The 24,019-nt window shown below is 55.6% G+C and carries 28 protein-coding genes and 1 pseudogene; 7 read left to right on the top strand and 22 right to left on the bottom strand.

Annotated elements, in window-relative coordinates:
* Positions 1–249: pseudogene (locus tag APU02_RS16255) on the top strand (phage tail protein); the annotation flags it as partial.
* 94 nt (positions 250–343) lie between these two features.
* Here the strand turns inward: APU02_RS16255 and APU02_RS16250 are convergent.
* Positions 344–610: a DinI family protein gene (locus tag APU02_RS16250; RefSeq protein WP_060570665.1), complete on the bottom strand. Its 267-nt coding sequence runs from the start codon at positions 608–610 to the stop codon at positions 344–346.
* Between the two features lie 441 nt (positions 611–1,051).
* Between APU02_RS16250 and dacD the strand changes: the two genes are divergently transcribed.
* The 4 genes from dacD (at position 1,052) to APU02_RS16230 (ending at position 4,492) form a co-directional block, all read left to right on the top strand.
* The gene (dacD, locus tag APU02_RS16245; protein ID WP_060570664.1) at positions 1,052–2,224 is read left to right on the top strand and encodes a serine-type D-Ala-D-Ala carboxypeptidase DacD; all 1,173 of its coding nucleotides are present in this window, start codon (positions 1,052–1,054) and stop codon (positions 2,222–2,224) included.
* A gap of 112 nt (positions 2,225–2,336) precedes the next feature.
* Positions 2,337–2,810 carry a DNA gyrase inhibitor SbmC gene (gene sbmC, locus APU02_RS16240; protein WP_060570663.1) on the top strand — a complete coding sequence of 158 codons (474 nt, stop codon included), beginning with the start codon at positions 2,337–2,339 and terminating at the stop codon, positions 2,808–2,810.
* A gap of 127 nt (positions 2,811–2,937) precedes the next feature.
* Positions 2,938–3,996: an FUSC family protein gene (locus APU02_RS16235; protein WP_060570662.1), complete on the top strand. Its 1,059-nt coding sequence runs from the start codon at positions 2,938–2,940 to the stop codon at positions 3,994–3,996.
* 160 nt (positions 3,997–4,156) lie between these two features.
* Positions 4,157–4,492, top strand: a complete 336-nt coding sequence (locus tag APU02_RS16230; protein WP_032939582.1) for a DUF496 family protein — start codon at positions 4,157–4,159, stop codon at positions 4,490–4,492.
* A 30-nt stretch (positions 4,493–4,522) separates the two neighbouring features.
* Here APU02_RS16230 and APU02_RS16225 read toward each other — a convergent pair whose 3' ends face one another.
* From APU02_RS16225 to pduA, 21 genes are all read right to left on the bottom strand, one after another.
* The gene (locus APU02_RS16225) at positions 4,523–5,389 is read right to left on the bottom strand and encodes an L-threonine kinase (protein ID WP_060570668.1); all 867 of its coding nucleotides are present in this window, start codon (positions 5,387–5,389) and stop codon (positions 4,523–4,525) included.
* Between the two features lie 90 nt (positions 5,390–5,479).
* Positions 5,480–6,694 carry an acetate/propionate family kinase gene (locus APU02_RS16220; protein WP_060570661.1) on the bottom strand — a complete coding sequence of 405 codons (1,215 nt, stop codon included), beginning with the start codon at positions 6,692–6,694 and terminating at the stop codon, positions 5,480–5,482.
* Positions 6,679–7,131 (bottom strand): EutP/PduV family microcompartment system protein, encoded by a 453-nt coding sequence (gene pduV, locus APU02_RS16215; protein WP_060570660.1) that lies wholly within the window; start codon positions 7,129–7,131, stop codon positions 6,679–6,681. Before pduV ends, APU02_RS16220 begins: the two co-directional genes overlap by 16 nt.
* Before the next feature lie 4 nt (positions 7,132–7,135).
* The gene (pduU, locus tag APU02_RS16210) at positions 7,136–7,486 is read right to left on the bottom strand and encodes a propanediol utilization microcompartment protein PduU (protein ID WP_042284206.1); all 351 of its coding nucleotides are present in this window, start codon (positions 7,484–7,486) and stop codon (positions 7,136–7,138) included.
* Entirely contained in the window at positions 7,486–8,040 is a 555-nt protein-coding gene (gene pduT, locus APU02_RS16205; RefSeq protein WP_042284204.1) for a propanediol utilization microcompartment protein PduT, read from the bottom strand. Before pduT ends, pduU begins: the two co-directional genes overlap by 1 nt.
* Positions 8,041–8,042: 2 nt before the next feature.
* The gene (locus APU02_RS16200) at positions 8,043–9,398 is read right to left on the bottom strand and encodes a 4Fe-4S dicluster domain-containing protein (protein WP_060570659.1); all 1,356 of its coding nucleotides are present in this window, start codon (positions 9,396–9,398) and stop codon (positions 8,043–8,045) included.
* Entirely contained in the window at positions 9,395–10,507 is a 1,113-nt protein-coding gene (locus tag APU02_RS16195) for a 1-propanol dehydrogenase PduQ (protein ID WP_060570658.1), read from the bottom strand. Before APU02_RS16195 ends, APU02_RS16200 begins: the two co-directional genes overlap by 4 nt.
* Positions 10,508–10,517: 10 nt before the next feature.
* Positions 10,518–11,903, bottom strand: a complete 1,386-nt coding sequence (gene pduP / locus APU02_RS16190) for a CoA-acylating propionaldehyde dehydrogenase PduP (protein WP_060570657.1) — start codon at positions 11,901–11,903, stop codon at positions 10,518–10,520.
* Entirely contained in the window at positions 11,900–12,907 is a 1,008-nt protein-coding gene (pduO, locus tag APU02_RS16185) for a two-domain cob(I)yrinic acid a,c-diamide adenosyltransferase PduO (protein WP_060570656.1), read from the bottom strand. The genes pduP and pduO overlap by 4 nt, the downstream gene beginning before the upstream one ends.
* 9 nt (positions 12,908–12,916) lie before the next feature.
* The gene (gene pduN / locus APU02_RS16180; RefSeq protein ID WP_012906340.1) at positions 12,917–13,192 is read right to left on the bottom strand and encodes a propanediol utilization microcompartment protein PduN; all 276 of its coding nucleotides are present in this window, start codon (positions 13,190–13,192) and stop codon (positions 12,917–12,919) included.
* A gap of 3 nt (positions 13,193–13,195) precedes the next feature.
* Complete coding sequence (gene pduM, locus APU02_RS16175) at positions 13,196–13,687, bottom strand: microcompartment protein PduM (protein ID WP_060570655.1); 492 nt, start codon at positions 13,685–13,687, stop codon at positions 13,196–13,198.
* A complete protein-coding gene (locus tag APU02_RS16170; RefSeq protein WP_060570654.1) occupies positions 13,684–14,316 on the bottom strand; it encodes a phosphate propanoyltransferase in 633 nt (210 codons plus the stop codon). The genes pduM and APU02_RS16170 overlap by 4 nt, the downstream gene beginning before the upstream one ends.
* 5 nt (positions 14,317–14,321) lie before the next feature.
* The gene (locus APU02_RS16165; RefSeq protein WP_060570653.1) at positions 14,322–14,777 is read right to left on the bottom strand and encodes a BMC domain-containing protein; all 456 of its coding nucleotides are present in this window, start codon (positions 14,775–14,777) and stop codon (positions 14,322–14,324) included.
* 23 nt (positions 14,778–14,800) lie between these two features.
* On the bottom strand, positions 14,801–15,076 hold the full coding sequence (pduJ, locus tag APU02_RS16160; RefSeq protein ID WP_004853788.1) for a propanediol utilization microcompartment protein PduJ: 276 nt from the start codon (positions 15,074–15,076) through the stop codon (positions 14,801–14,803).
* Between the two features lie 19 nt (positions 15,077–15,095).
* Positions 15,096–15,446, bottom strand: a complete 351-nt coding sequence (locus APU02_RS16155; RefSeq protein WP_042284173.1) for a glycerol dehydratase reactivase beta/small subunit family protein — start codon at positions 15,444–15,446, stop codon at positions 15,096–15,098.
* Positions 15,436–17,268 carry a diol dehydratase reactivase subunit alpha gene (locus APU02_RS16150; protein ID WP_060570652.1) on the bottom strand — a complete coding sequence of 611 codons (1,833 nt, stop codon included), beginning with the start codon at positions 17,266–17,268 and terminating at the stop codon, positions 15,436–15,438. Before APU02_RS16150 ends, APU02_RS16155 begins: the two co-directional genes overlap by 11 nt.
* 15 nt (positions 17,269–17,283) lie before the next feature.
* Entirely contained in the window at positions 17,284–17,808 is a 525-nt protein-coding gene (gene pduE / locus APU02_RS16145) for a propanediol dehydratase small subunit PduE (protein WP_060570651.1), read from the bottom strand.
* 13 nt (positions 17,809–17,821) lie between these two features.
* Positions 17,822–18,490, bottom strand: coding sequence for a propanediol dehydratase medium subunit PduD (gene pduD, locus APU02_RS16140; protein ID WP_042284166.1), 669 nt, complete (start codon positions 18,488–18,490; stop codon positions 17,822–17,824).
* Positions 18,491–18,500: 10 nt separating this feature from the next.
* Positions 18,501–20,165, bottom strand: coding sequence for a propanediol dehydratase large subunit PduC (pduC, locus tag APU02_RS16135; protein WP_060570650.1), 1,665 nt, complete (start codon positions 20,163–20,165; stop codon positions 18,501–18,503).
* An 18-nt stretch (positions 20,166–20,183) separates the two neighbouring features.
* Complete coding sequence (gene pduB / locus APU02_RS16130) at positions 20,184–20,996, bottom strand: propanediol utilization microcompartment protein PduB (protein WP_042284162.1); 813 nt, start codon at positions 20,994–20,996, stop codon at positions 20,184–20,186.
* Positions 20,993–21,277 carry a propanediol utilization microcompartment protein PduA gene (gene pduA / locus APU02_RS16125; RefSeq protein WP_042284159.1) on the bottom strand — a complete coding sequence of 95 codons (285 nt, stop codon included), beginning with the start codon at positions 21,275–21,277 and terminating at the stop codon, positions 20,993–20,995. Before pduA ends, pduB begins: the two co-directional genes overlap by 4 nt.
* 523 nt (positions 21,278–21,800) lie before the next feature.
* Between pduA and pduF the strand changes: the two genes are divergently transcribed.
* Together pduF and pocR are read left to right on the top strand one after the other, a co-directional pair.
* Complete coding sequence (gene pduF, locus APU02_RS16120; protein WP_060570649.1) at positions 21,801–22,616, top strand: propanediol diffusion facilitator PduF; 816 nt, start codon at positions 21,801–21,803, stop codon at positions 22,614–22,616.
* Between the two features lie 198 nt (positions 22,617–22,814).
* A complete protein-coding gene (gene pocR, locus APU02_RS16115; RefSeq protein WP_042284155.1) occupies positions 22,815–23,732 on the top strand; it encodes a regulatory protein PocR in 918 nt (305 codons plus the stop codon).
* The last annotated feature ends 287 nt before the right edge of the window (positions 23,733–24,019 follow it).

Genomic DNA, 24,019 nt, shown 5'->3' with positions numbered 1-24,019 from the left:
CTCGCGCGCATCTGGCTTGATTATGAAGTGAATGCAGATGGCTCTGTTCTGGTAAAAACATATCACCGCGAACATCCTTCAGCGCCAGCATTTGCCAGGAATGAGCGTGCTGGATTGGCAGATGGCGAGCCGGTTGATATCCCGGCAGATCAGTTTGTCAGCGTTCGTGTAGAAATGCCAGCGAGTAGCATCTGGAATCAGAAACAGAAACAAACGGAAGAGGCTTTAAAGCAGGAACAGGGGTCTTAAAAAAACCGCCGTCCATTTTGTGTAAGAATGAGCGGCGGTTGATTGCTCAGTGTTCATGCCCGAGCAAACGCCGGGAATATTACCCGAACAAGATTTATAGGCCAACCTGGCGAACAGTCGGGAACTCTGAAACCAACCACATATCTGATTCTTCAAACATTTCCTCCAGCATGCGGTTCAGTTTTTCCCGATCGCTTTTGCTGGCATCGCTATTCAGGCCGTTTGCCTGCATCGGCTTCACCTTCACTTCGGCATCAGGGAAAATATGGTGCACCCGCTTCGTCAGCTCGGCCAGAATGATCTCTCTGGCTCCCGTCAATCCCTCAACATTACGCTTGTCATAAACCAATTCAACGAACATAGCACACCCTCTATACTGTTTGGATATACAGTATTATGACCAAAATAGATTAGCAGTCAAATGTTCAGGTCACTGATTTAAGTACAAAATTGAGTACATAAACTTTTATTTTTAATTATTATTCATAATTAAATCAGTTAGTTGGATTGAGAGTATGTTAATCGTGAAAGAGAAAGGTGGGTTGCTGCTGACCGTCATTCATAAAAAAAGTGTATTCCGTGGCTGAAAGTTGCGCGCTGCCTGAACGCAACAGAGTAGCAAAATTCGGCGGGGCGATCAGCCAGAGCTGTTGTCAGGAGGCGAAAAAAATGGCGTGAGGTAAAAATGCGGACCCCGCCTGAGTGGAAGAACGTGTCTTACGTCACATTTTCTTGCAATTAATCCCTGTTCGTTTATCAGATTTTCCGTAAAAAGGACGGCTCTTTTGTCACACCTGAGGATATGCTGTTGAAACGCCGTCTGTTTATTGCCGCTTCGTTACTCGCTACGCACCTTTCTACCGCGCTCGCGTCAAGCACTGTCGACTTCGCGCCGCAGCCACCTGCGGTAGAGGCCGCTTCATGGGTGCTGATGGACTACATCACCGGGCAAATCCTTACCGCCGGAAATGAACATCAGCAGCGCAACCCGGCGAGTCTGACCAAGCTGATGACCGGCTACGTGGTTGACCGGGCCATCGACAGCAAGCACATTTCTCCTGACGAGATGGTTACGGTTGGGCGCGACGCATGGGCCAAAGATAATCCGGTGTTTGTCGGCTCCTCGCTGATGTTTCTCAAACAAGGTGAACGCGTCTCGGTGCGCGATCTCAGCCGTGGTTTGATTGTTGATTCCGGTAATGACGCCTGCGTTGCGCTGGCGGACTATGTAGCCGGTGGGCAGCCGCAGTTCGTGGCGATGATGAACAGCTATGTCAGGAAGCTGCATTTGCAGGACACCCATTTCGAGACGGTTCACGGCCTGGATGCGCCGGGACAGCACAGCTCCGCGTACGATCTGGCCGTGCTTTCACGGGCAATCATTCACGGCGAACCTGAGTTTTATCACATGTACAGCGAGAGAAGCCTGACCTGGAACGGCATCACCCAGTACAACCGCAACGGTCTGCTGTGGGATAAATCGCTGAACGTCGACGGCCTGAAAACCGGACATACTTCTGGCGCGGGCTTTAACCTGATTGCTTCCGCGGTGGATGGCAAGCGGCGTCTTATTGCGGTCATTATGGGGGCAGAAAGCCCGAAGGGGCGCGAGGAACAGGCGCGTAAACTGCTGCATTGGGGACAGCAGAATTTCGATACGGTGCAGATCCTGCGCAGCGGTAAGCAGGTAGGCGCTGAGCGGATCTGGTATGGCGATAAAGAGAAGATTGCGCTGGGCACCGAGCAGGATTTCTGGATGGCCTTACCAAAAGCGGAAATTCCGCACATCAAAGCGAAATATGTATTGGATAAAGCGGAGCTTGAAGCGCCGCTCGCCGCCCATCAGCGGGTCGGGGAAATCGAGCTGTATGATCGCGACAAGCTGATTGCCCACTGGCCTTTGGTGACGCTGGAAGCAGTTGACAAGGGCGGCCTGTTTTCGCGACTGAGCGACTACTTCCACCATAAAGCCTGACAGGAGACTGGCAGGAGTTCGCCTCTGCTCACATAATAATCACAAATAACTTGTGGCTGTTATTTCGACTTCGTTACACTGTATATAAATACAGTGTAACAATGGAGGCAACATGAACTACGAGATCAGACAAGTCGATAAGCGAACCGTAGCGGGTTTCCACCTGGTGGGACCCTGGGAACAAACGGTGAAGCAGGGCTTTGAGCAACTGATGATGTGGGTGGACGGCAAACAGATCGTAACGGATGAATGGATCGCCGTGTATTTTGACAATCCGGACGATGTTCCCGCAGAGAAACTCCGCTGCAGTACGGTGGTGTCCGTCCCAACCGATTTCGTTATCCCGGAAAACAGCGAAGGCGTTACGCTGAGCGAAATCGAGGGCGGGCAGTACGCTACGGCGGTTGCCCGCGTAACGGACACGGATTTCGCCACGCCGTGGTATCAGTTCTTCAATAGTTTGTTGCAGGACAAAGCGTATGAGATGGCCTGCAAACCGTGCTTTGAAGTCTATCTTAACGATGGCTGCAAAGACGGCTACTGGGACATTGAGATGTATATCGCCGTACAACCTGCCGTCAAATAAGCGCGAAAACCTGGCGGACTGGCGCTAAGTGAGACTACGCTTAGCGAGATGTCCTGTCCGCTACGGTGAAATTTTCAGTGTAAAAGCAGGTACAATCCGTTTATTGTTTTTCTGACGGAGTGCATGAGTGCGTGCCGACAAGTCGCTGAGTCCCTTCGAAATCCGCCTGTATCGCCATTACCGTGTCGTGCATGGCATCCGTATTGCGCTGGCCTTTATCCTGACCTTTCTCCTCGTCCGGCTGTTTAACATTCCGGAAGGCACCTGGCCTTTGATCACGCTGGTGGTGATCATGGGGCCGATCTCCTTTTGGGGAAACGTGGTTCCCCGCGCCTTCGAGCGAATTGGCGGCACAATTCTTGGTTCGGTACTCGGGCTGGTGGCGCTGCGTCTTGAGCTGTTTTCCTTACCGCTGATGCTGTTATGGTGCGCAGCGGCGATGTTTCTCTGCGGCTGGCTGGCGCTGGGGAAAAAACCGTATCAGGCGCTGTTGATCGGCATTACGCTTGCCGTGGTGGTTGGCGCGCCAGCCGGGGATATGGAGACCGCGCTGTGGCGCGGCGGCGATGTCATTCTCGGCTCGCTTCTGGCGATGTTGTTTACCGGCATCTGGCCGCAGCGGGCCTTCATTCACTGGCGTATCCAGTTGGCGCACTGTGTGACAGCATACAACCGGGTTTATCAGGCGGCGCTGTCGCCCAATCTGCTGGAACGGCCGAGGCTGGAGAAGCACCTGCAACAGCTACTGAGCAATGTGGTGAAAATGCGCGGGCTTATCACGCCGGCCAGCAAAGAGACGCGCATTCAGAAATCGATTTTCGAAGCCATTCAGACCGTGAATCGCAATCTGGTCTGCATGCTGGAGCTGCAAATCAACGCCCTGTGGGCAACGCGCGCGAGCCACTTTGTGATGCTCAACGCCCACACGTTGCGGGAAACTCAGCAGATGACGCAGCAGGCGCTGCTGACCATCACCCACGCGCTGTTTGAAGGGAACCCGCAGCCGATCCTTGCCAATACCGAAAAACTGAATGATACCGTTAATGAACTGCGGACGCTTATCCGCCAGCATGACGAGCGCAATGTAGCGGAAACGCCGATCCACGGTTATGTGTGGTTGAGTCTGGAAACCGCACGCCAGCTGGAGCTGCTTTCACATCTTATCTGCCGGGCGCTGCGCAAATAATCAGCAGATGAGGAGAATGAACCGGGTGCTGCTTCGATTCAGCAACGAATAAGGGTATGATGAAAACAAGGACGTCGCCATTGTCATTTATGGCTACGAAAAGTAATGTAAGCCCTATAGTTTAAACGAATCCGAATCTCACATTATCAGGGGTGTAAAAATGGAAACTACCAAGCCATCTTTCCAGGACGTGCTGGAATTTGTCCGTCTGTTCCGTCGCAAAAATAAACTGCAACGTGAAATCCAGGACGTTGAGAAAAAGATCCGTGACAACCAGAAACGCGTTCTGCTGTTGGACAACCTGAGCGACTACATCAAGCCAGGTATGAGCGTTGAAGCCATTCAGGGCATCATCGCCAGCATGAAAAGCGACTATGAAGATCGCGTTGATGACTACATCATCAAAAATGCTGAAATCTCTAAAGAGCGTCGCGATATTTCTAAAAAGCTGAAAGCGATGGGCGAACTCAAAAACGGCGAAGCGAAAGCAGAGTAACGTCTTGACGCAGTGAGGATCGTCTGGTCCTCACTGACATGTCACGCCACCGCGCACCATCCGTAGCAAATGCTGTTCCGGCCAGTGTTCAGCTAATCTCTTTTTCTTCAGCAGCCACGTCACGTATTCGACGTCATGTTTATGCCTGTCGAGCATCAACCCGACTACGCTGCCGCTGTGTGCGACGTTCACGCCATACAAATCACACTCTTCCATGAGCGACAATAGCGCGTCAAAGTCGGGCTTCGGCAGCAGCGCCTGGCTGGCGATGGCGCTCAACGTTGCCGCTTCGCCCATCCGGTACGGATTTTGCTCCGCGCAGGCTTGCTGAACCTTCTCCCAGGCCCTTTTCAACGCTGGCGCGCCAGCGTCCAGCCCCGCCTGACGTGGGATACGGTGATAATCCGCCGTGCGCAGCGTCTGCGGACTTTCCAGTACGAGGAGGTCCAGTTCCGGTTGGCATTCACAACCGATGCGCACTGACGCATCGTTATGATCAAACAGGGTTAACTGGTGAAAAACGGTACTGTCGGTGGGTTCCAGCGACACGCAAAGCTGCGCAAGGGTGGTCTCGTCCAGTGCGCGCCCCAGATAGCGCGCAGTCGCTACGGCAGTGGCGGCGATGTCTGCTGTACTGCTTGCCATCCCCTTGGCGATGGGGATCGTGGAATGAATATCAATGCGAATGTCCTGACTGAGTTCGTCCGGGTATTGCCAGTGCGCAAGCAGGGTATTCACCATGGCCCGTGACAGAGGGCGCTCATCCGCCAGCGGCGAACCGGCGCTGATTTCAACGGTGCTGTACCAGTCAACAGGGCAGGAGACCAGTTTCTCGCTGCCCATAATCCAGCCCTGAATGAGTTCTCCGCACGAAGCGGGGCATTGCGCAACAGCCACATTTTCACCTTTCTGCTCTGTCATCCCCGGCGCATAGTGTCATGGCGATTGCGCTATTACCATGATTTACCGCAATGTGCGCGGCGCGCCTCAGGCGGAAACCGCCAGCGTGGACGTTTCGGCGAGGGCAATCCGCATGACGTCCTGCGCTATCATCAACTCTTCGTTGGTATTGATGACCGCGACCTTTACCAGCGCATTTTCAGCCTGAATGAATGTGGCGTTGCGCTGGTTTTTCTCCTCATCAATATTCAGACCGAGGAAGTGAAGGTTGTGACAAATCGCCGCCCGGGCGCGCGCCGAGTTTTCGCCAATACCGCCGGTAAACACCAGTGCATCCAGACCGTCCATCTGCATAATATAGCTGCCGATGGTCGCACGAATACGTTCGGCGAATAACGTGAGCGCCAGTGCCGCCCGTTGATTTCCGCTGTCGGCGGCTTGCTCAACGTCGCGGTAATCGTGGGATACGCCGGAAACGCCAAGCAGGCCGGATTCATTATTCAGCAACTGGTTAAGCTGCTGCGGCGTTTTGCCTTCCCGCTGGGCTATCCAGGGCAAAATGGACGGATCAATATCGCCGCTGCGGGTTCCCATCATCACACCGGACTGCGGGGTAAAGCCCATCGACGTATTGACCGACTTACCGCCTTTAATGGCGCAGAGGCTGCTGCCGTTGCCAAGATGACAACACACCACCCGCAGGGCGCTGAGCGGCACGCCGAGTTTCTCAGCCAGCGCGGCGCTGACATACTTGTGGCTGGTCCCGTGAAAGCCGTAGCGGCGGATACCAAACTCTTCATAGTAGCGCCACGGAAGCGGATAAATATAAGCGGATTCGTCCAGCGTTTGATGAAAGGCGGTATCAAAAACGGCTACCGCAGGTACGTTCGGTAGCAACTGGCGAAACACATTAATACCCAGCACATTGACCGGATTGTGCAGCGGCGCCAGTTCAGCCAGTCGTTCAATTTCCGCGATGGAATCAGCCGTGATCCGCACGGCGTCTTTAAAGGCTTCACCGCCGTGCGCCACGCGATGGCCTACGCCATCGATATCCTCAATGCTGCGGATCACGGCGTGGCTGATTAACATTTCCAGTAACAGGGTCACCGCGTCGCGGTGGTCGGCCACCGGCGCGGTCTGCTGCCATTTTTGCTCTTTCGCCTTCAGCGTGATCCGGGCATCGGGCATACCGATGCGTTCAATTAATCCCTGACACAACAGGTCGCCCTGCGGCATATCCAGCAACTGGAATTTGAGCGACGAACTTCCCGCGTTAATCGCCATTATTTTGTGAGACATGAAGGTTCCTTTTGATTCAGAAAGGCAAACAGTTCATCAAGTCCGCTGTTGTTTACGGCACTGGTGACAAATACCGCTTGCGCGCCCGCCTGCGTCAGCCACTGCGTGACGCGGGTGATGCGCTGCGGGCTAGCTAAATCGGCTTTAGTGAGAATGCCGATCACCGGGCGGTTCATCGGTCCGGTAAATCCGGGCGAGAAGGGTGACCATCCCGCATCGCTGTTCAACACCAGGGCGATAACGTCAGCCTCGCAGGCGCTGGCCAACAGTGCGCTGTACAGACAGCGGTTTTCCAGGTATTCCCCGGGCGTGTCGATGGTCTCTGCGGACCAGACAATAGCCTGGGTTTTCTGGTACTGAAGCGCTTCCCCTCGTAACGCCTGGGTGAGGGATGTTTTCCCGCACTGACTCGGGCCGATTAACATCATGCGTTTCATAACGTCAGGTCCGGGTGATCGGGCAGGCCGTGAAGCGCATCAGTTCGCCGAGGGTGCGCGTCACCTGTTTCAGCGCATATTCAACCGCTGAAACGTCGCCGGTTATCACGACTGCCCCGGTAAAGCGGTCAAGAAAACCAATCTCCACCGCCCCGGATTTGGTGGCGATATCGCAGGCGATAATGGATGCTTCGCTGGGTGTTATCGTGAGAATCCCGATGGCGGAAACGCCATCCTGCAATCCCAGCTTTTTAAACAGATCTTTGCCAGGGTTTGCAATCAAATGCGCCAGCGTGACCTGTTTACCCGGCACGTACTCCTGGATCATGCGTTCTGTGGTCGGCTGTCTTTCCATCATCCCTCCACCATCTGACGCCACATGGCTTCATGCGGCCGTGGGATAACCGAGCGGTAAACCAGCAGTCCTTTTTCCCCCGCGCTTTCGCTGGCTACCGTCACCGCGTTGTTCACATCAGAAACGTCGCCCGCCACCACCATGTAACATTTACCGCCGATGCCGAACGCCATATGGACGCGAACCAGCGTCACGTTTGAGGCTTTCACCGCGCGGTCAGCGGCGCTGATGCAGGCCGCGACGCTCCAGGTTTCGACAATGCCGACAGCCTGACGGCGATCGACGCTGTTGAGGCCGCTAATGGCAGGCAGCACGCTGGCATGAATGTTTGGCAACACGAGGCTGTCTACCAGCATTTCGCCTGCGAGCGATGTCCCGGTTTCGATAGCCTGCTGTACCGCTCCAACATCGCCACCGAGCATCAGCAGAAATTTACCGGGACAAATCGTTTTGCTGACCAGCAGATCCACGCTGGCGCTTTTCAGCATTGCGTCGCCGGTTTCCATTCCTTTGGCAATGCTGGTGAGTTCTAAAATACCTATGGCCTGAGACATGGTTAACCTCTTACAACGATGATGGCCTGCTCTGTGATTTCAGAGACAATACCGTCCATACTGGCGTGAATGCGGGCGCCTGGCGCGCCTTGCGGAACATCGGCAACGCACTGGCCGCGCGTTACGCGTTCGCCTTTTTGCACGCAAGGCACCGCGCTGGCGCCAATATGCTGACGGAGCAAAAGCGTGGTTTTTTCTGCGACCGGTTCGTCTTCACGTAGCGGCGCTTCCCGATACCAGGGCGTCAGCCCGAGTTTGGCGATGAGGCGTTTCACCGGCACCAGGCGATACTTCGCCATTTCATCCGCCGGATTAAGCGGGCCTTCATACCGCTGGTTTTGCGCGCGCAGTTCGCGCTTGAGCATCCGGTTAATGCGCATCGGTGAAATGCCAACCGGACAGGCCACGCTTTCGCAGACATTACATTCCGAGCAGGTCAGGGCGCTGAGCAGTAACTGCGGCGTCGCCGCCTGGTGAAAATTCACGGCGCGCACCAGCAGGTGTGGAGACAGTTCATGACCAATGAGGTGTCTCGGACAGAGATCGGTGCATAAGCGACACTGCTCGCACACGGTTCTCGCTACCGACAAGACGGTGCGCTCGTCCTGCATACGACGCTGAATCAGCGGATGGGTTTTCGGCAAAACCAGCAGGCCGCCAGTGGTTTTGGTTACCGGCGTGTCCAGCGAGGTCAGCAGGCCGCCCATCATCGGCCCGCCATTAATAAAACCCGGGTCGTCAATTGTGGCGCCGCCCGCCAGCGCCAGTACGTCGCGCAGCGACATGCCGATGGGGACGGTCAGCGTTTGCGGATGGGCCACTGCGCCGTTAACGGTGAGCGTGCGGCGCGTCACCGGGTACTGCTGTTCTACCGCACGGGCAATATTCAACACGGTCTGAACGTTATTAACCACCACCCCGACGCTGACGGGCAGCGCCGCCGGAGGCACGCGTCGACCCGTCGCCATCCAGATGGTCAGCACCTCATCCCCTGCCGGATAAACGTCCGGCAATATGTGTAAACGCATCGCCGGAGGTAAAAGCGGGCGTAGCGCCGCAATAGCAGGCTGGTACTTCTCTTTCAGGGCGATAATTCCTTCCCGCGCGCCCGTCGCTTTCATCGCGTACTGCACCCCGCGCACCAGACGAGCCGCCTGCTGCGCCATTAACTGCTGGTCAACTTTCAGCATCGGTTCGCATTCCGCGGCGTTCACCAGGAAAATTTCTACCTGCGCCTGCAGCTTAACGTGCGTTGGAAAGCCCGCGCCGCCTGCGCCAACGATTCCCGCTGCGCGCACGCGTTCGCGAACAGTATGCGCATCCACTTCATTCATCTCAGCCATCTGCGCGGTGTTCATAGCATCTCCTCAAGCAGTGCCTGAATGGCGCGGGCATCGGCTGCTTTCGGGTTTGTTTTCAGCGTGACGTCTGCCAGCGCGGCCTGCACCATTGCCGGGATCCGCCGGGCCCAGTTCTGTTTCTCTTCTTTCAGCGCATCGGCGAGAGAAGGGATCGCGCACGCTTTTTTTAACTGCTCAATGTGCTGCGTCAGCGCATTGATGCAGGCGGCGTCATTGGCGCTGTCCGGACAGAGATGGCAGGCTCTGGCAAAGCGCGCGTAGCGTTTCGCCGCGCGCGGATCGTGGGCGTTAAACCGGATGACTGCGGTAAGCAGGAGCGCATTCGCTAATCCATGCGGCAGGTGGAACTGCCCGCCCAACTGATGTGCGATGGCGTGGTTAAGGCCCAGTCCCGCCTGGCTAAAGGCCATGCCGGCAAGCGTTGAGGCGTTATGCATTTTGCCGCGCGTGGCAAGGCAGTCCCCTTTACGCACCGCGACCGGCAGATACTGGAAAACGCTCTGCGCCGCTTTTTCGGCCAGCGCATCGGTGAAGTCGCTGGCACGCGTTGAAACATAGGCTTCCAGCGCGTGGGTCAGGACATCCATGCCGGTATTGGCGGTAATTGCTGGCGGTACGCTGACCACCAGTACCGGGTCGAGGATCGCCATATCCGGATAGAGCGCATTGTCAAACAGCGGATACTTAATGCCCTTGTCCGGATCGCTGATCACGCAGGCGCTGGTCACTTCCGAACCGGTGCCGCTGGTGGTCGGGATCGCCACGCAGGTTTCTATTTCGATGTCGAACTGACGGCTGAACCAGACAATGGCCTTGGCAGCATCCAGCGCCGAGCCGCCGCCGAAACCAATCACAATGTCTGGACGCAACAACTGCATATGGGCGATGCCCTGCGCCACGGTGGCGATGGTGGGATCGGGAGTGATCTCACTGAACACGCTAATACGGTTGCTCGCCGGTATCGCGTCGCGCAGAGCTTCAATCAGCGGCGAACGCGCCAGAAAACCGTCACAGATAATCCAGATGTGCTTATGGGTAAATCGACCGAGCACCTTCAGGCTTCCCGGCCCGCTGTACAAACGCGTTTGCAGCGAAAAGGTTTTCATCACCACCTCATTAGCGGATTGAGAAGCCATTGGTGAGTACGCACCGACGGGAACGAGCGAAGGTGCGCGCCGAAGTCGTGCCTTCGCCGGTTGGCGTGGCAATCGTGAAGGTGGTGAACCCTTCGCCACCGACGCCAATCCCCGCGTAGGACGGGCCATTTTTCACGAAAATGGAGGTCTGCAGCGTCCGCGCGGCGAGATTCAGTCGCGACACGTTTTGCGAGTGCATAATGGCGGTGTGGTGCAGTCCTTCTTCCACTTTCAGAGCCAGCGATAATGCGGCGTCAAAATCCTTAACCTTTACGATCGGCAGCATCGGCATCAATTGTTCGCAGGTGACCCAACTGTCATCCGCGCTAACGACGCCTGTCAGCAGTCGCGGCGCTTTAGCAGGAACGGCGATACCGGCGGCTTCCAGCATCGCCGACGGGCTCTTGCCGACCAGTTTTTTATTGGCGACGCCTTCCGGCAGGCAGACCGCGCGCAGTTTTTCGATTTCTGACGGACTGAGCAGCAGCGCGCCAAAGCTCTGCATCTGCTGAATAAGCTGTTCAGCGACCGACTCAACCACGATCAGGCTTTTCTCGGCAATGCAGGGAAGGTTGTAGTCAAACGAGGCGCCGTTGATGATATCTTCCGCGGCTTTAACAATATCCGCGGTTTCATCCACGATGCACGGCGGGTTGCCCGCACCGGCGCCGATGACTTTTTTCCCGCTCTTCATGCCCATTGCCACAATGCCAGGACCGCCGGTGATCGCCAGGACGGCGATCTTAGGGTGCGCCATCATTTGCTGAGTGGCTTCAAAGGTCGGTTCGGCAACGGTAACCACCAGGTTGCGAATGCCGCAGCTGCGAAACACGATCTCTTCAATCATGGCGATCAGCTTCAACGATACGGTTTTTGCGCCGGGATGTGGGCTGAAGTAGACGCTGTTGCCCGCCGCCAGCATACTGATGCTGTTGTTGATAATAGTTTCAGTTGGATTCGTGCTTGGGGCGACGGAACCGATCACGCCAAATGGCGAGTATTCGAACAGCACCATGCCGCCGTCGCCAGTGAGCGCGGTGGTAGTGAGATCTTCGATCCCCGGCGTATTTTCCAGCGCCGCTTTGTTTTTAAGGAATTTATCTTCTTTATTACCCATCCCCGTCTCTGCGGCGCTTTCTGCCGCCAGGTCCGCAAGATGAGGCGTAAGCTCTTCCCGTATCGTGCTGATAATGGCGCTGCGCGTTTTCAGCGGAGACTGCTGATAACGTAAAAAGGCCTGGTGGGCGGCGTCGATGGCTTCACCCACGGACTGAAAAATACCGTTGCCCTTTATGTCGGTTTTCGCAGGCGTCAGTTGTTCAGTCAAAATGGTCCGGATGAGGGTTTCCAGTTCAGAAGTATTCATTGATGTGTTCTCACGTTAATTGCCGCAATTGCAGCCTGTGCAATGTCCATGTCCTGTTCAACGCTGCCACCGCTGATCCCAAGACCCCCAATAAGTTTTCCGTCACGCCATAGCGGAAAACCGCCGCCAAAGGTGACCACTTTTCCCTGCATATGCGTTTCCAGTCCGTAAAGCGGCGCGCCGGGCTGGACTGCGGCGGCAAGCGCGTGCGTTGCGCTTTTCATCGCGACCGCTGTCCAGGCCTTTTTCGGCGCCAGTTCATTGCTCACCAGCAATGCATCCGGCATCCGCCACGTCACGGTTTCGGTCCCGTTGGCATCGACTATGCTAATCACCACCGGGACGTTGATTTCTTCTGCCCGCGCCACGGCGGCGCGGGTTAACTGATGAAGATCGCCAAACGAAAGCGACATAACATGTTCCTTTTGGGCAGGCGGCTGAGCCGACGCCAGATAGCGCTTCGTCACCTCCTGGATAATTTTTGTCTGATGCGCGTCGTGATCTTCGGCGCGGGCCAGCGCGTATAAACAATCCGACAGGCGATTGATGTAGCGCATCAGCACGTGCCTGACGGTGAATGCTGCGGAAAGCTCAACCAGACGACGTTCCGCCCGGCGCGCCAGCGTGCGCGCGAAGTGAAGTCGGCTGGCGGCTTCGCAACGGCCGGGCAAAATAAAACTGTGCAGCGGCGCGACACGTCCCATCGCGGTGTCGATGGCGGCTTCCAGCGCGGCGATTTCTTCCGTGCTGATGTAGCGCTGCTGCGCAGGCGGTTCATCACTTTCGCTCGCCAGCTCCGCGCTGAACCAGAATATTTGTTGCTGGATTGCCTCCAGCAGGGCGCGGTGCTGTACGCTCTGGCTGGCGCAAATGCACAGGCTGAGCGCGGCGTTAAGCTCGTCTAAGGTGCCGTATGCCTCCACGCGCGGGTGTGTTTTACTGACACGTTGCCCGGTAAACAGCGCGGTAGTGCCTGCGTCGCCAGTACGGGTATAAATCGCCATGCCGTCTCCTTAACGCGAAAGCGTGTCGACAATGCCGACGACGGCGAGGTCAATGGCCTCGTTCGGGCCGGAAAACACATGTCTGGCGCTGGAGCCGCTGCTCAGCAGCACCAGTTCGCCAACCCCTGCGCCAACGGAGTCAACGGCAACTTCATCTCCCGCCGTTGGATTCGCAGGCAGTTCGCCGTCGGCGCTTACCCGGCGCACCAGCAGAAGTTTTTTCCCGACCAGGGAAGGCGATTTTTGCGTGGATACCACCGCGCCTGTTACGCGTGCCAGATGCATGGTTCACTCCTGCTTAATGAATTGGATGTTGCGAGAGCTCGCGGCATCGCGAGCCAGCGCGGTGACAACACATTTTCGACACAGCACGAATACGCCACCGGAGAAGCGGACGACATCGGCATAGCTGACCAGCCGGGCCGGATGCAGCACGATGCGCACACCTTGCTCGTCACAGAACGTCAGCGGTAATCGGGCGAGTTTTTTCACCGGCAGGGCAGGCAATAGCGCCCGGCGTAGCGAGAGTCGCACCTGCAGACCAAACGCCAGCGCGTCGTGAAGGATGACGGCTGCGCTATCCGTTGCGTCGTTTTCGGCAATCTTCTCCAACAGGGGCAGGTCGACCTGCAAAACGTGCAGAGAGGAATACCGGGAAAACAGCGTTCGGGAAGGCGTTTCCTGCAGTTGCGCGACGCTCAACGTCAGCGCGCTTTCGGCACGACGCTGCAGGCGGGTGACCACCTCCTCGACGATTCGCTGCAACAGCTCGCCGTTCATCGCGGCGTAACCAGCGTGGCGAACGCGTTGGGGCTGTCGGCCCCGGCGGCGTTGGCTTCGTCGGTATCGATATGCATTTCCAGACGCATATCGGGCGACACGCGAATCGCGACGTTATCGAAAATGAGCCGACGCTCACTGCCTTCGATCGCCACGCAGACGTTGTCGCCATGCGCGACGCGCAGGATCAGCGCATCCAGCGGCGACATGTGAATATGACGCTGGGCGACAATAACGCCGGCAGCGAGCTCAATCTCGGCGAAGGGGCTCACAAGGCGGATACCCGGAGTGTCGTTGAGGTTTCCGGACATCCGCAGTGGTGCGGCGATCCCCAGCGTTCTTGCGTCTGTTCGCGATATTTCAACCTGACTGGTGCGGCGAAGTGGTCCCAGCAGACGCACATTCTTAATCTGACCTTTGGGACCCACCAGCGTGACGGTCTGTTCGGCGGCGTACTGCCCCGGTTGCAGCAGCGCTTTCTTCTCGCTTATCGGCTGTCCCGGAAAAAGACGGGCATAGTCTTCGGCGCTCAGATGAATATGACGATTAGACACGCCCAACGGAATTGGGCGCTCCCGCATCTCATCCAGCACTTTGCTGACCGTCGTCTCCAGAAGGTGTTTATCCATTACGCTTAACCTCGTTTACCTGAATGCAGGCAGAGCGACCGGGGTTCGCCTTTCTGACGCGGACAGGCCGGGTCGAGGCACAAATTGCAACTGATGATTCCGTCGTCAGATGCGGTTACCGGTGCAGACTCTTCTGCAACAACGTCAGTTTCGGGTTCCTCGATGATCGCTGGCGCGGGGGCAGGTGCGGCTACCGTCGCACGAGCAAGAATGCCCTCGCCAGGTCTGGCGATAACTTTGTGCGCCACCAGACCATCGCGCTGTTCGGCAAAGCTGGCACCGGTGATAATGGCGGACTGAACCGAGGCCACATCACCGGTGATTTTGATCACCGTCCAGCCTGAACCGTTGGTTTTCTCAAGGCCAACCAGCGTGATGGAAGCGGCTTTCGCCATGACATCCGCGCAACTGATGGCTAATGCCAGACCACTAACTTCAAGTAATCCCAGTGATTGCTTCACGCTGTGCTCCTTTTCGGCAGTGCTTAGGCAGACTTCGGTAAAATGGCCTCAACGTCGCTGTGCGGACGCGGGATAACGTGGCAGGATTTGACCTCGCCGACGGCGCTTGCTGCTGCGCTGCCTGCGTCAACCGCCGCTTTAACCGCGCCAACGTCGCCGCGCACCATGACAGTCACGAGGCCGGAGCCGATTTTCTCGTAGCCGACCAGTTGTACGTTGGCGGATTTCACCATCGCATCTGCGGCTTCAATGGCGCCGACCAACCCTTTTGTTTCAACCAGCCCTAATGCGTTATTCATACTGCGATTCTCCTGTGGATTAAGCATTGAGATCCCGGAAAGGGATCCCTTTGACTAACCTTGCCGCGTTGTTTCCAGTACTTCGCCGGTCAAGGCTGTTTTGGCGATACGTCAGCGTAAACAGCGGCGCTGAAGTGGGTAAATTCTTGTAATGCACCACCAGTTTTTCCCGGTCGCAGGCGATGCCGACGAGCAGTGGCGACAGGCGTGCCGCCTGCCAGGCGCTGTGGACGACGTCTCCGACACTCTGGGGCTGAATGACAAACGGAATGCCTTCTTCTTCAATACCGAGCAGCACCTCTTGCCAGACGGTAAGACAGTCGCCGATGGGGGCGATCACAATGGCTGGCGTGCTGATGTTACTGTCCACGGGCGAACTCCTTATGCCAGGAAAGGATCAGGCCCGTGGCGACGGCATTTCGCGGACCTTCAGTTCCGCGAATGTTGCCGCGCCCGGCGACTAACCGGTAATGCGCCAGCGCATCAGTCACCAGTTGCGGTACCTCGAAGTCCAGAGACGATCCGCCCACCAGCACCACAAATGGAATATCGCGAATGTTGCCGGTAGGGCTGACCTGACGCAGCGCGCGAAGGGCATTGGTGACAAAAACACGCTCTTTAGCGCTGCGGCGAATCGCACGCACTTTTTCCAGGGCCAGTTCACCCGGCAGCGGCACCAGTTCGTCGGGTTTGACAACGCAAACGCGGGCAAACACGGCTGGAGGGAGCGGGGAAGGGAAGAACTGGACGCTGCCATCTTCGTGACGCAGATGGAACAGGCTTTCCACTTTCGCCAGCGGATATTTTTTGATCTCTTCCGCCAGGTAACGGTCTTCGAGTCCAAGCTCCCTGGCAATGATCATCGTCACCATATCGCCTGCGCCGGCGAGGTGGGTGGCGATAATTTCCCCTTTCGGATTAATGATCGAAGCGTCGGTAGATCCCGCGCCTAAATCGAGAATGGCCAGCGGACGAGTGGTGCCTGGCGTGGTTAACGCGCCAAGAATGGCGGCTTCGGCTTCTGCGCCGCCAACCTGCACGTCAACGTTCAGCTTTCCTTTGATCTCCCGGGCGATCATCGCCATTTGCAGACGGTCGGATTTCACCATAGAGGCAATGCCAACGGCCTGTTCCAGCGAAAACTCGCCGGCCAGTCCGCCCGTGACGCTAACCGGCACGGAGGTGTCGACGGCGAGCAAATCCTGAATGAAAATTTCGTTGCTGGGTTTGTTGGTCAGTTCCGCCATGGTCTGGCGAACGTGTTCAAGCATACCGCCAATATTGGTGCCAGCTTCACCGGTGACGTTATCCAGTTTCGGGCAGTCGCCAACCGCTTTCATAATGGCGTCAGCCCCTGCGGCGACGTCAACGCGCACTGTACGGCCTTGCGCATGCAGCTCAATATTCCCGGCGGGAATGGCGCGTGCCTTCACGTCTCCCGAGGGGGTTTTAACGACGACGGCGGAGCGGTTGCCAATCAGGGCGCGCGCCATCGGTACAATGTTTTTCGTTTCGTCCGCGTTCAGGTTGAAGACGGTGGCAATGCCGTACGGGTTAGACAGGGTTTCGATGACTTTGCCCGGTACGGCGACTTCGATAGCCGCCAGCATGCCGAGTGGAATTCGGTCGATGTACAGCACTTCGTCAACGATAGGCAGCGGTTTTTCCAGTCGGTTACTGACCAGTACGCCATCATCCTGCTGCAAAATGACGCCGGTTAACTGATAGCCCGCGCGAACAGCGGCGTTGATCATGGTGGCGACATCGGCGAAGTCGAATGCCGACGATACCACCAGAATGTAAGGTGCATCTGCCGCGCGTGTCAGAAGCTCTTCCGGCGTGATAGTCATGCCCACCCCCAGACCAACGCCGCCTGGCGTCTTGGGGTTATGACCGATCATAGTGGACTCGGTGATGATGGTTTCCGTAATGGTTTCCATCGCCACATCGCCAATCACAGGCGTGGCTTCGTTTATGCGAATGAGCGAAATATCGCTGACAGTGATGCCGGCGTTTTTGGCCGCAAGCGTAAGCGCCTCCTGAATGCCAAACACATTACGTAATGTGCCTTTTATTCCGGTGGTTTCCGCCAGCGCGCTGCCGGTAATGGTCAGCGTGCCAGTATCATCGAGGGTCGCCAGAGCGACTTCTGTTGATGAGTTGCCGATATCAATGCCAGCTATATATCGCATCGCGTTTCCTTAACGTTAATCGTCGCCTTTCAGTTTTTTACGCTCGACGTACAGCGTCGCGGCCTCGCGCACAAAGGCGGCGCAGATCTTCGCCTGATAGCGGTTTTCGAGATCGTCCGCGATGGCCATCAGCTCATCTTTCGTTGAGCGGTAAGGACGCAGTGCGTTGTAAATCTCAAGAATGCGATCGTCAGGTACGGCGGTCAGTTCGGCAGCGCGTTCAAAGTTCATCGCCAGGCGGTCGCGTCCGGCATCCTGGGCGATAGCGGCCTGAATACGCAGCGTTTCCGGTGTGATACGCATATCCTGGGCGGTGACTTTATTGCTGAGCACGTTTTCCAGGGTGAAATCATCCAGCGTTTTATTGGTGGCCGTTTTCACCCATTCCGGATGTTTGTTCGCCAGCGGGTAATCGGTCACTTTAACGGTCTGAGTTGAACGGCTTACCGCCGCAGCCGCCGGGGCAGGCGCGTCGCCCTGCAGGCTGTTCATGCGGCTCAACACGTCCCGAACCATCGATTCAATTGCATCGGTATTCATAAAGGGATCCTTATTAAAGCGCCACGCGCAGTTCCTGCGGGTTTTTGCCTGTTACGACGTACTTCGTCTCTTTAATATGCAGAATGGCCGACTTCGCCTGATACTTCGGACGCGCCATCTGGTCGTTCAGCGTCGGCACCGGTTGCGGCGATTCACGCTTGGCATAGCGCGCGGCGTTTTTACCGATCTGCCGGTAGGTCGCCAGCGTCAACAGCGGCGCCTGCGGGAACAGCTCCAGGTTAGAAAGCGGCGGCAACCCCTGCTGGTGGATCACGGTGGTGCCTTTCGACTGAATGCCGATAGAGATACCGGAGCCACTCAGTCGGTTGCCTTCGACCGCGACAAACGCCACGTCGGAGGATTTAAAGCAGCGAATCACGCGCGCTTTGATGCCTTCTTCTTCAATGCCGGCAATCACTTCGCGCAGGATGCTCTTATGCGGCAAGCCAACAATGTTGACTGTCTGAGAGAGACCGAACGCCGGACCGACCGCAATGACCACTTCGTCCTGTTGCGTGCCCTGTTTCGCCTCGCCGATTTCGGTCAGAAAGCTGTCTCCTGTTGGAGCGGCAGAAGCGGCAGCGCTACCCGGCGCGCGAAAGGAGACCGGCTTATCGCTGGTCTGCATTTCAGACAGCACGTCTTCGATAATCTGGCGCAGCAGTTTTTCATTGATTTCCATTGTTCACCCCTTAGCCAAGCTCGTTGGGATCAAGTGCGCCAGGGATGTTTTTAATCTCTTCCCAGCGTTCGCCCTGCAGGCGATAACCTGTTGCCGGACCGGCATAATCGTTGACGTCATTGACCGCAGAGAGCACTTGTCCGTCGCCGACGATGATGGCGGAGGTGTGCAGATAGTCCCCGGTTAACTTCGCTTTCTGGATGTTAAGCATGTCCTGCGCCACGTCGGTAAAGCCGCCCTGAGCCAGCGCTTTTACGACTTCCAGACCATTTCGGTTCTTATTGATGATCTCCTGAGCGAACTTAATGTCTTCAACGATGTTACGTTCCGGCATATCCTTCGAGCCGTGCGCGTAGGTGGCGGCTTCCACTTCTTCATCGGTGATCGGCGGCAGGCCCATCCCGGAGAATACTGCCTGCAGCGCGCGCGCCGCTTTGTTACGAATGGCGATAACGTCTTCTTCGCGGACCGGACGCAGGCCGCCGTCGACCTTCAGGTCACGTTGAATAACGTTGTAGTCATCGAAGTCCTCTGCGTCTTCGTTGGAGCCGGCAAACATGTTGTCGTAGTTCGGCACCGCGGAATAACCGGACGAGATAAAGTCCGTTCCCGGCAGAAACTGCATCAGCAGGCGGGCGGTCCGGCGCATATCGGAGTGGGTAAAGGTCTGGTCATTACTGGAGGCGCATTCCAGATCCAGTGACGAACAGATCAGGTTTTCAGCCAGTACCGCACGGATCCCGGAAGGAACGGCGGACGGAACGCCGATGCAACTCACCGAACCGTTTTGCAGTCCCTGAACGCCAGCCGCTTTGGTGATGTAAATGCAGCGCGCTTCGAGGTAAAGCATGGATTTCCCTTCCGCGTAGCCCATCTGCACTTCTGAGCCGGAACCGGAGGTGAAGCGCATTTTCAGTCCGCGAGAGGCATAAGAGGACGCGAGAAACCCTTTCGACCACGGCGTATCGTCACCGTCGGTAAATACCGGTTCGGTACCATAAACAGAGATGGTTTCGGCGTAGCAGGTGTGGCCCAGCATACCGAGCTTTAACTCTGTGGCTTCTTCCAGTGAACACTGGGTGAGAACCCCAGGACGCCCCACCTGCGAACCTACGAGCAGAGCGATAGCGTTGAACGGCGCATAGCGCGCGACGGCAACGGTGGTTTCCTGTTCGTCAAAACCGCGCCATGCCCCTTCGGCGGCGTCAGCGGCGATCTGTACCGGGTTATCTTTAACGTTGGTGACGTGGGCCTGCTGAGACGGCGTGCGACGGGCGCGCATTTTCTGCATTGCCATCATCATCTCAACCACGTTCATGTGGGAGACCACTTCGACAATTTTCGCTGGGGTCATTGCGGTGGTGAGCGGCACAATATCGCTGCGCTTCACGTTTGGATCGCACAGCATATTGGCGAGCTTGACGGAGTCCATCGCCATCACCTCTTCCGCGCGCGCCAGGTTAATGCCGTAGCGGGCAATGAAGTGGTCGATCAGGTCAAACTCGCTGACGGATTTGCCATCCAGTTCGGTTACCGCGCCGTTAACGATTTTAATCGAGGGTTTCGGATCGTTCGGGCTTTCCATCGCAATGAAGCCTTCTTCGATCCACTCCTTAACGAACCCGTCCTGGTTAACAGGGCGTTTCGCCAGTGCTTCAAATCTTTTCGATCTCATGAATGAGCCTCACGGATATCAGATATAGGACGGGCGATCGTTTTTCGGTTCGCTACCGAGTGTCGCCAGCACGGTTTTGCCGATTTCACGCGCGGAGATAACCGCCTGACGCACCGCGCCGGAGTCGCCGGAAATCACCAGAATCGCTTCGTTACTGAAGCTGGTGCCATGCGCTGGCGAGCTGTACGCGACAACGTCGACATTGGCGGATTTCAGAGCGGTATCCGCCATCAGCACGCCGACCGATGCCGGCGCGCCGACAATCACGCCGCAGGCGCGGCCAACAGGAGCGCCGAAGGCTTTTTCCAGCGCATAGCTGGCGCGGGCGGTATATTGAAGCTCGATGTGCCCGGCCTCGTTGCCATAGACATCGCCAAAAGTGCGGTCGAGTTCTTTTAATGCGACTTCGATCCCCCGCTTGACGTCAGAAACGTCATTCCCGCCCAAAATGATCAGCGAACCGTGACCGGCGCCGCCTTTGGTGTCGCGCGGCAGTTCAATGCTGACCACTTCGGTGTTGGTGGCTTTTACCGCTTCGTCTGCCGCCATAATGTGCGGACCCGCGCCGGTACGCGCCCCCAGAATGCCGATAGAGCGATAGCGCTTTTCAAGCTTCATTGCTTCAAGTAGAGCGCTGTCGACGTTAGCGATAACCAGACCGACGGTGTCGCCAATCGCGGTGCCTACAAATTCCGTTAAACTGCAGCTTTTCTCTGCCATAGCCGTCTCTCGTTTTGGATGGGGTGTATCAGGGGTACCCGTTTGCGCAGGCGTCGCCACACGGGCGATTACCTGTGCCATGATCTGTTCAACCAGTTCATTGCTGCTCATGGGTTAATTCCCTTCGGTAAGATTTTTTCAACATCGGTATGCGGGCGCGGAATCACGTGTACGGCTTTCACTTCTCCCACGTTGCCTGCCGCGGCAGCACCGGCATCGGTCGCCGCTTTTACGGCGCCGACGTCACCGCGAACGATGACGGTTACCAGGCCTGAGCCAATTTTTTCGTAGCCGACCAGCATGACATTGGCCGATTTCACCATGGCGTCTGCGGCCTCTATGGCGGCAGTCAAGCCTTTGGTTTCTACCATTCCTAATGCTTCTTGTTGCATAAAGACCTCGCGTGGGTTGTCCCGATATTCATGACTATAAAAAGAAGCGAGGAAAAAGAATGGCTGACTTGACAGTATGCGTGGAAAAATAGTTGGCGCTGAATGTGATTAATTTGGTGTGAATTGTTTTATGTGACTGTTTTTAAATGGTGTTGATATTTTTATGAATAGTAAAAATTGGTTTTTGTGATTCCATTTTTACATTTTCAGGCGTGACATAAATAATTTATTTTGTTATGGGCGGGAAAGGGAAGTGTGACCTTTATAGAAAAAAGGAAACCTGCAAATAACGAATTTTTATTATCTTTAAGTTTGCGGTTTAAATGCCTGACTGCGTGGTTAATGCCTGTTTGTGAATAATGCAATGGCAAAAATTTGTTATCTCAACACGATTTTTCAGAGCCCCGGCAGGTTCAGTTTGCCAACAATTTTCAGCCAGCCGTTTTTATAGTAAGTGTCGTTGTACTCTACGGCCAGCAAGGGTCCGCTGGTCAGACACGAACGCTTCTAAGAAGGTGTCACAATGAATGATTCACTGAAAGCGCAATGTATTGCCGAGTTTTTGGGCACCGGGCTGTTTCTGTTTTTTGGCATCGGCTGTCTTAGCGCTCTGAAAGTCGCTGGCGCCAGCCTCGGTCTCTGGGAAATTTGCATCATTTGGGGTCTGGGTATTTCCCTGGCGGTGTACCTGACAGCGGGGATCTCCGGGGCGCATCTCAACCCGGCGATTACCGTCGCGCTCTGGCTTTTTGCCTGTTTTCCGGGGCGCAAAGTGTTGCCTTACACCGTTGCCCAGGTGGCAGGGGCGTTTGGCGGCGCAGTATTGGCCTATCTGCTGTATGGCAGTTTGTTCACCGAGTATGAAACCGCCCACAACATGGTGCGCGGTAGCGTCGACAGTCTGTACCTGGCCAGTATTTTCAGTACTTATCCGGCGGCTGCGCTGAACGTGTGGCAGGCGGCTGGCGTCGAAGTGGTTATCACCTCGATTCTGATGGGACTGATTATGGCGTTGACGGACGACGGCAACGGTGTGCCAAAAGGGCCGTTGGCGCCGCTGCTTATCGGGATCCTGGTTGCCGTTATCGGCGCGTCCACCGGGCCGTTGACTGGCTTTGCGATGAATCCAGCCCGTGATTTTGGCCCTAAGCTGTTCACCTGGATGGCTGGCTGGGGGGATATTGCGATGACCGGCGGGCGGGATATTCCTTACTTTATTGTGCCGATTATTGCACCGGTGATTGGCGCATGCGGCGGCGCAGCCATTTATCGCTTTTTCATTGGCAAAAATTTGCCCTGCAATGCCTGTAAAATTGAGGAAACGAACGCCTCTTCCTGAGCAGCAAGGTTATTATCACGAAATCAATAACGATTTCGTGATCTGCTTTCCCGAACTGACTAAAAAGTCTCCCCAGCCCGGGAGACTTTTGTTATTGTCATTTGGCTTTCAGTCATTAACTAAGGACAGCCGATGACAAAAAGTAAATGTAAAAAATATGTTTTAATTACAACAATGGATTAACTGAGGGATTTTATCATGATTTCTGCGAGTACCCTGAACTCAGAACTCATTAATAAAATCGCACAGGATTTTGCGCAAGCCACAAGCCTGGCCGTTGTGGTTGTCAATATTCACGGTGATGAGATTTCTGAGCTATTTAATTTCACGCCTTTTTGTCAGCTGATGCGTCAACATCCTCAGCACAGCACCCGCTGCCGGATGAGCGATCGCTGCGGAGGGCTGGAAGCCTCGAAATCGGATCAGCCCTGTATCTACCGTTGCCATGCCGGGTTAACCGATTTTTCTATCCCCCTGGTTATCGCCGGGCATCTGGTTGGGTTCGTATTGTGTGGTCAGGTGCGTCTGCGTAACGATGAGGGGGTTGATTTGGTCGATATTCTCAACGTTGACGACCGCTGGCAGGCCGACCCGGAACTGCTCAATGAATTTCGCAACGTCCCGGAAATGGACTACTCGCGAGTGATGGCATCTGCGGATTTGTTGAAGCTAATTGTTGAAAACTGCCTGAAAAAACAGCTGAATTTTGTGGTAATCAAAGACAGCGAACAGAGCGCGGAACCGTCGCGTCCGGCGCGTGCGCCCAGCCCGCATGACAGCAAAATGAAAAAAGCGCTGCGCTATATTGATGCCCATTTGTCCGACGATTTACGCCTTGAAGACGTGGCATCACACGTCTACCTCAGCCCGTACTATTTCAGCAAGTTGTTCAAAAAATATCAGGGGATCGGCTTTAACGCATGGGTGAATCAACAGCGTATGGCCAGCGCGCGGGAACTGCTTTGCCACAGTGACTGGAGCATTGCCAGTATTGCCCGCAATTTAGGTTTTTCTCAAACCAGTTATTTCTGCAAAGTATTTCGTCAGACTTATCAGGTGACGCCGCAGGCATATCGGCAGCAGGCCGCAGAAAATTTACCGGTAGAATCGGCGTAAATAGCAATATTTTGCTATTGCCGATTTTTGGTATTTCCCGTGAGCGCGCCATTATTCGCGGTTTATTTTATTTGGCGCAGCAATAAATTGTCATAGCGCAATAAAATATCAAAATTTGCAGCGTAAACTTCGCCAGTTTTTATTTTTGTGATGAGATACAGTTTCATTGTGAAGGGTTTTCATTATTCTTCTGCGTGTCTTTTCAGAAAGAAGCGTGTTAATCCGGCATTGTTTTGCCGTTGAGGGTTCCAATACCCGCGCGAAAAAGAATGCGTTAAAAAAGAGTT

This window comes from Citrobacter sp. 50677481 (assembly GCF_001463265.1).
GTDB lineage: Bacteria > Pseudomonadota > Gammaproteobacteria > Enterobacterales > Enterobacteriaceae > Citrobacter_A > Citrobacter_A sedlakii.
The sequence above is the reverse complement of the archived record's forward strand: the minus strand, read 5'-3'. Positions and strand labels throughout refer to the sequence as shown.

What these genes read in the sequence shown, in the direction of transcription:
- APU02_RS16250 (WP_060570665.1), bottom strand. Translation starts at nt 610, where the DNA reads ATGTTCGTTGAATTGGTTTATGACAAGCGTAATGTTGAGGGATTGACG.
- dacD (WP_060570664.1), top strand. Translation starts at nt 1,052, where the DNA reads ATGCTGTTGAAACGCCGTCTGTTTATTGCCGCTTCGTTACTCGCTACG.
- sbmC (WP_060570663.1), top strand. Translation starts at nt 2,337, where the DNA reads ATGAACTACGAGATCAGACAAGTCGATAAGCGAACCGTAGCGGGTTTC.
- APU02_RS16230 (WP_032939582.1), top strand. Translation starts at nt 4,157, where the DNA reads ATGGAAACTACCAAGCCATCTTTCCAGGACGTGCTGGAATTTGTCCGT.
- APU02_RS16220 (WP_060570661.1), bottom strand. Translation starts at nt 6,694, where the DNA reads ATGTCTCACAAAATAATGGCGATTAACGCGGGAAGTTCGTCGCTCAAA.
- pduV (WP_060570660.1), bottom strand. Translation starts at nt 7,131, where the DNA reads ATGAAACGCATGATGTTAATCGGCCCGAGTCAGTGCGGGAAAACATCC.
- pduU (WP_042284206.1), bottom strand. Translation starts at nt 7,486, where the DNA reads ATGGAAAGACAGCCGACCACAGAACGCATGATCCAGGAGTACGTGCCG.
- pduT (WP_042284204.1), bottom strand. Translation starts at nt 8,040, where the DNA reads ATGTCTCAGGCCATAGGTATTTTAGAACTCACCAGCATTGCCAAAGGA.
- APU02_RS16200 (WP_060570659.1), bottom strand. Translation starts at nt 9,398, where the DNA reads ATGAACACCGCGCAGATGGCTGAGATGAATGAAGTGGATGCGCATACT.
- APU02_RS16195 (WP_060570658.1), bottom strand. Translation starts at nt 10,507, where the DNA reads ATGAAAACCTTTTCGCTGCAAACGCGTTTGTACAGCGGGCCGGGAAGC.
- pduP (WP_060570657.1), bottom strand. Translation starts at nt 11,903, where the DNA reads ATGAATACTTCTGAACTGGAAACCCTCATCCGGACCATTTTGACTGAA.
- pduO (WP_060570656.1), bottom strand. Translation starts at nt 12,907, where the DNA reads ATGGCGATTTATACCCGTACTGGCGACGCAGGCACTACCGCGCTGTTT.
- pduN (WP_012906340.1), bottom strand. Translation starts at nt 13,192, where the DNA reads ATGCATCTGGCACGCGTAACAGGCGCGGTGGTATCCACGCAAAAATCG.
- pduM (WP_060570655.1), bottom strand. Translation starts at nt 13,687, where the DNA reads ATGAACGGCGAGCTGTTGCAGCGAATCGTCGAGGAGGTGGTCACCCGC.
- APU02_RS16170 (WP_060570654.1), bottom strand. Translation starts at nt 14,316, where the DNA reads ATGGATAAACACCTTCTGGAGACGACGGTCAGCAAAGTGCTGGATGAG.
- pduJ (WP_004853788.1), bottom strand. Translation starts at nt 15,076, where the DNA reads ATGAATAACGCATTAGGGCTGGTTGAAACAAAAGGGTTGGTCGGCGCC.
- APU02_RS16150 (WP_060570652.1), bottom strand. Translation starts at nt 17,268, where the DNA reads ATGCGATATATAGCTGGCATTGATATCGGCAACTCATCAACAGAAGTC.
- pduE (WP_060570651.1), bottom strand. Translation starts at nt 17,808, where the DNA reads ATGAATACCGATGCAATTGAATCGATGGTTCGGGACGTGTTGAGCCGC.
- pduD (WP_042284166.1), bottom strand. Translation starts at nt 18,490, where the DNA reads ATGGAAATCAATGAAAAACTGCTGCGCCAGATTATCGAAGACGTGCTG.
- pduC (WP_060570650.1), bottom strand. Translation starts at nt 20,165, where the DNA reads ATGAGATCGAAAAGATTTGAAGCACTGGCGAAACGCCCTGTTAACCAG.
- pduB (WP_042284162.1), bottom strand. Translation starts at nt 20,996, where the DNA reads ATGAGCAGCAATGAACTGGTTGAACAGATCATGGCACAGGTAATCGCC.
- pduA (WP_042284159.1), bottom strand. Translation starts at nt 21,277, where the DNA reads ATGCAACAAGAAGCATTAGGAATGGTAGAAACCAAAGGCTTGACTGCC.
- pduF (WP_060570649.1), top strand. Translation starts at nt 21,801, where the DNA reads ATGAATGATTCACTGAAAGCGCAATGTATTGCCGAGTTTTTGGGCACC.
- pocR (WP_042284155.1), top strand. Translation starts at nt 22,815, where the DNA reads ATGATTTCTGCGAGTACCCTGAACTCAGAACTCATTAATAAAATCGCA.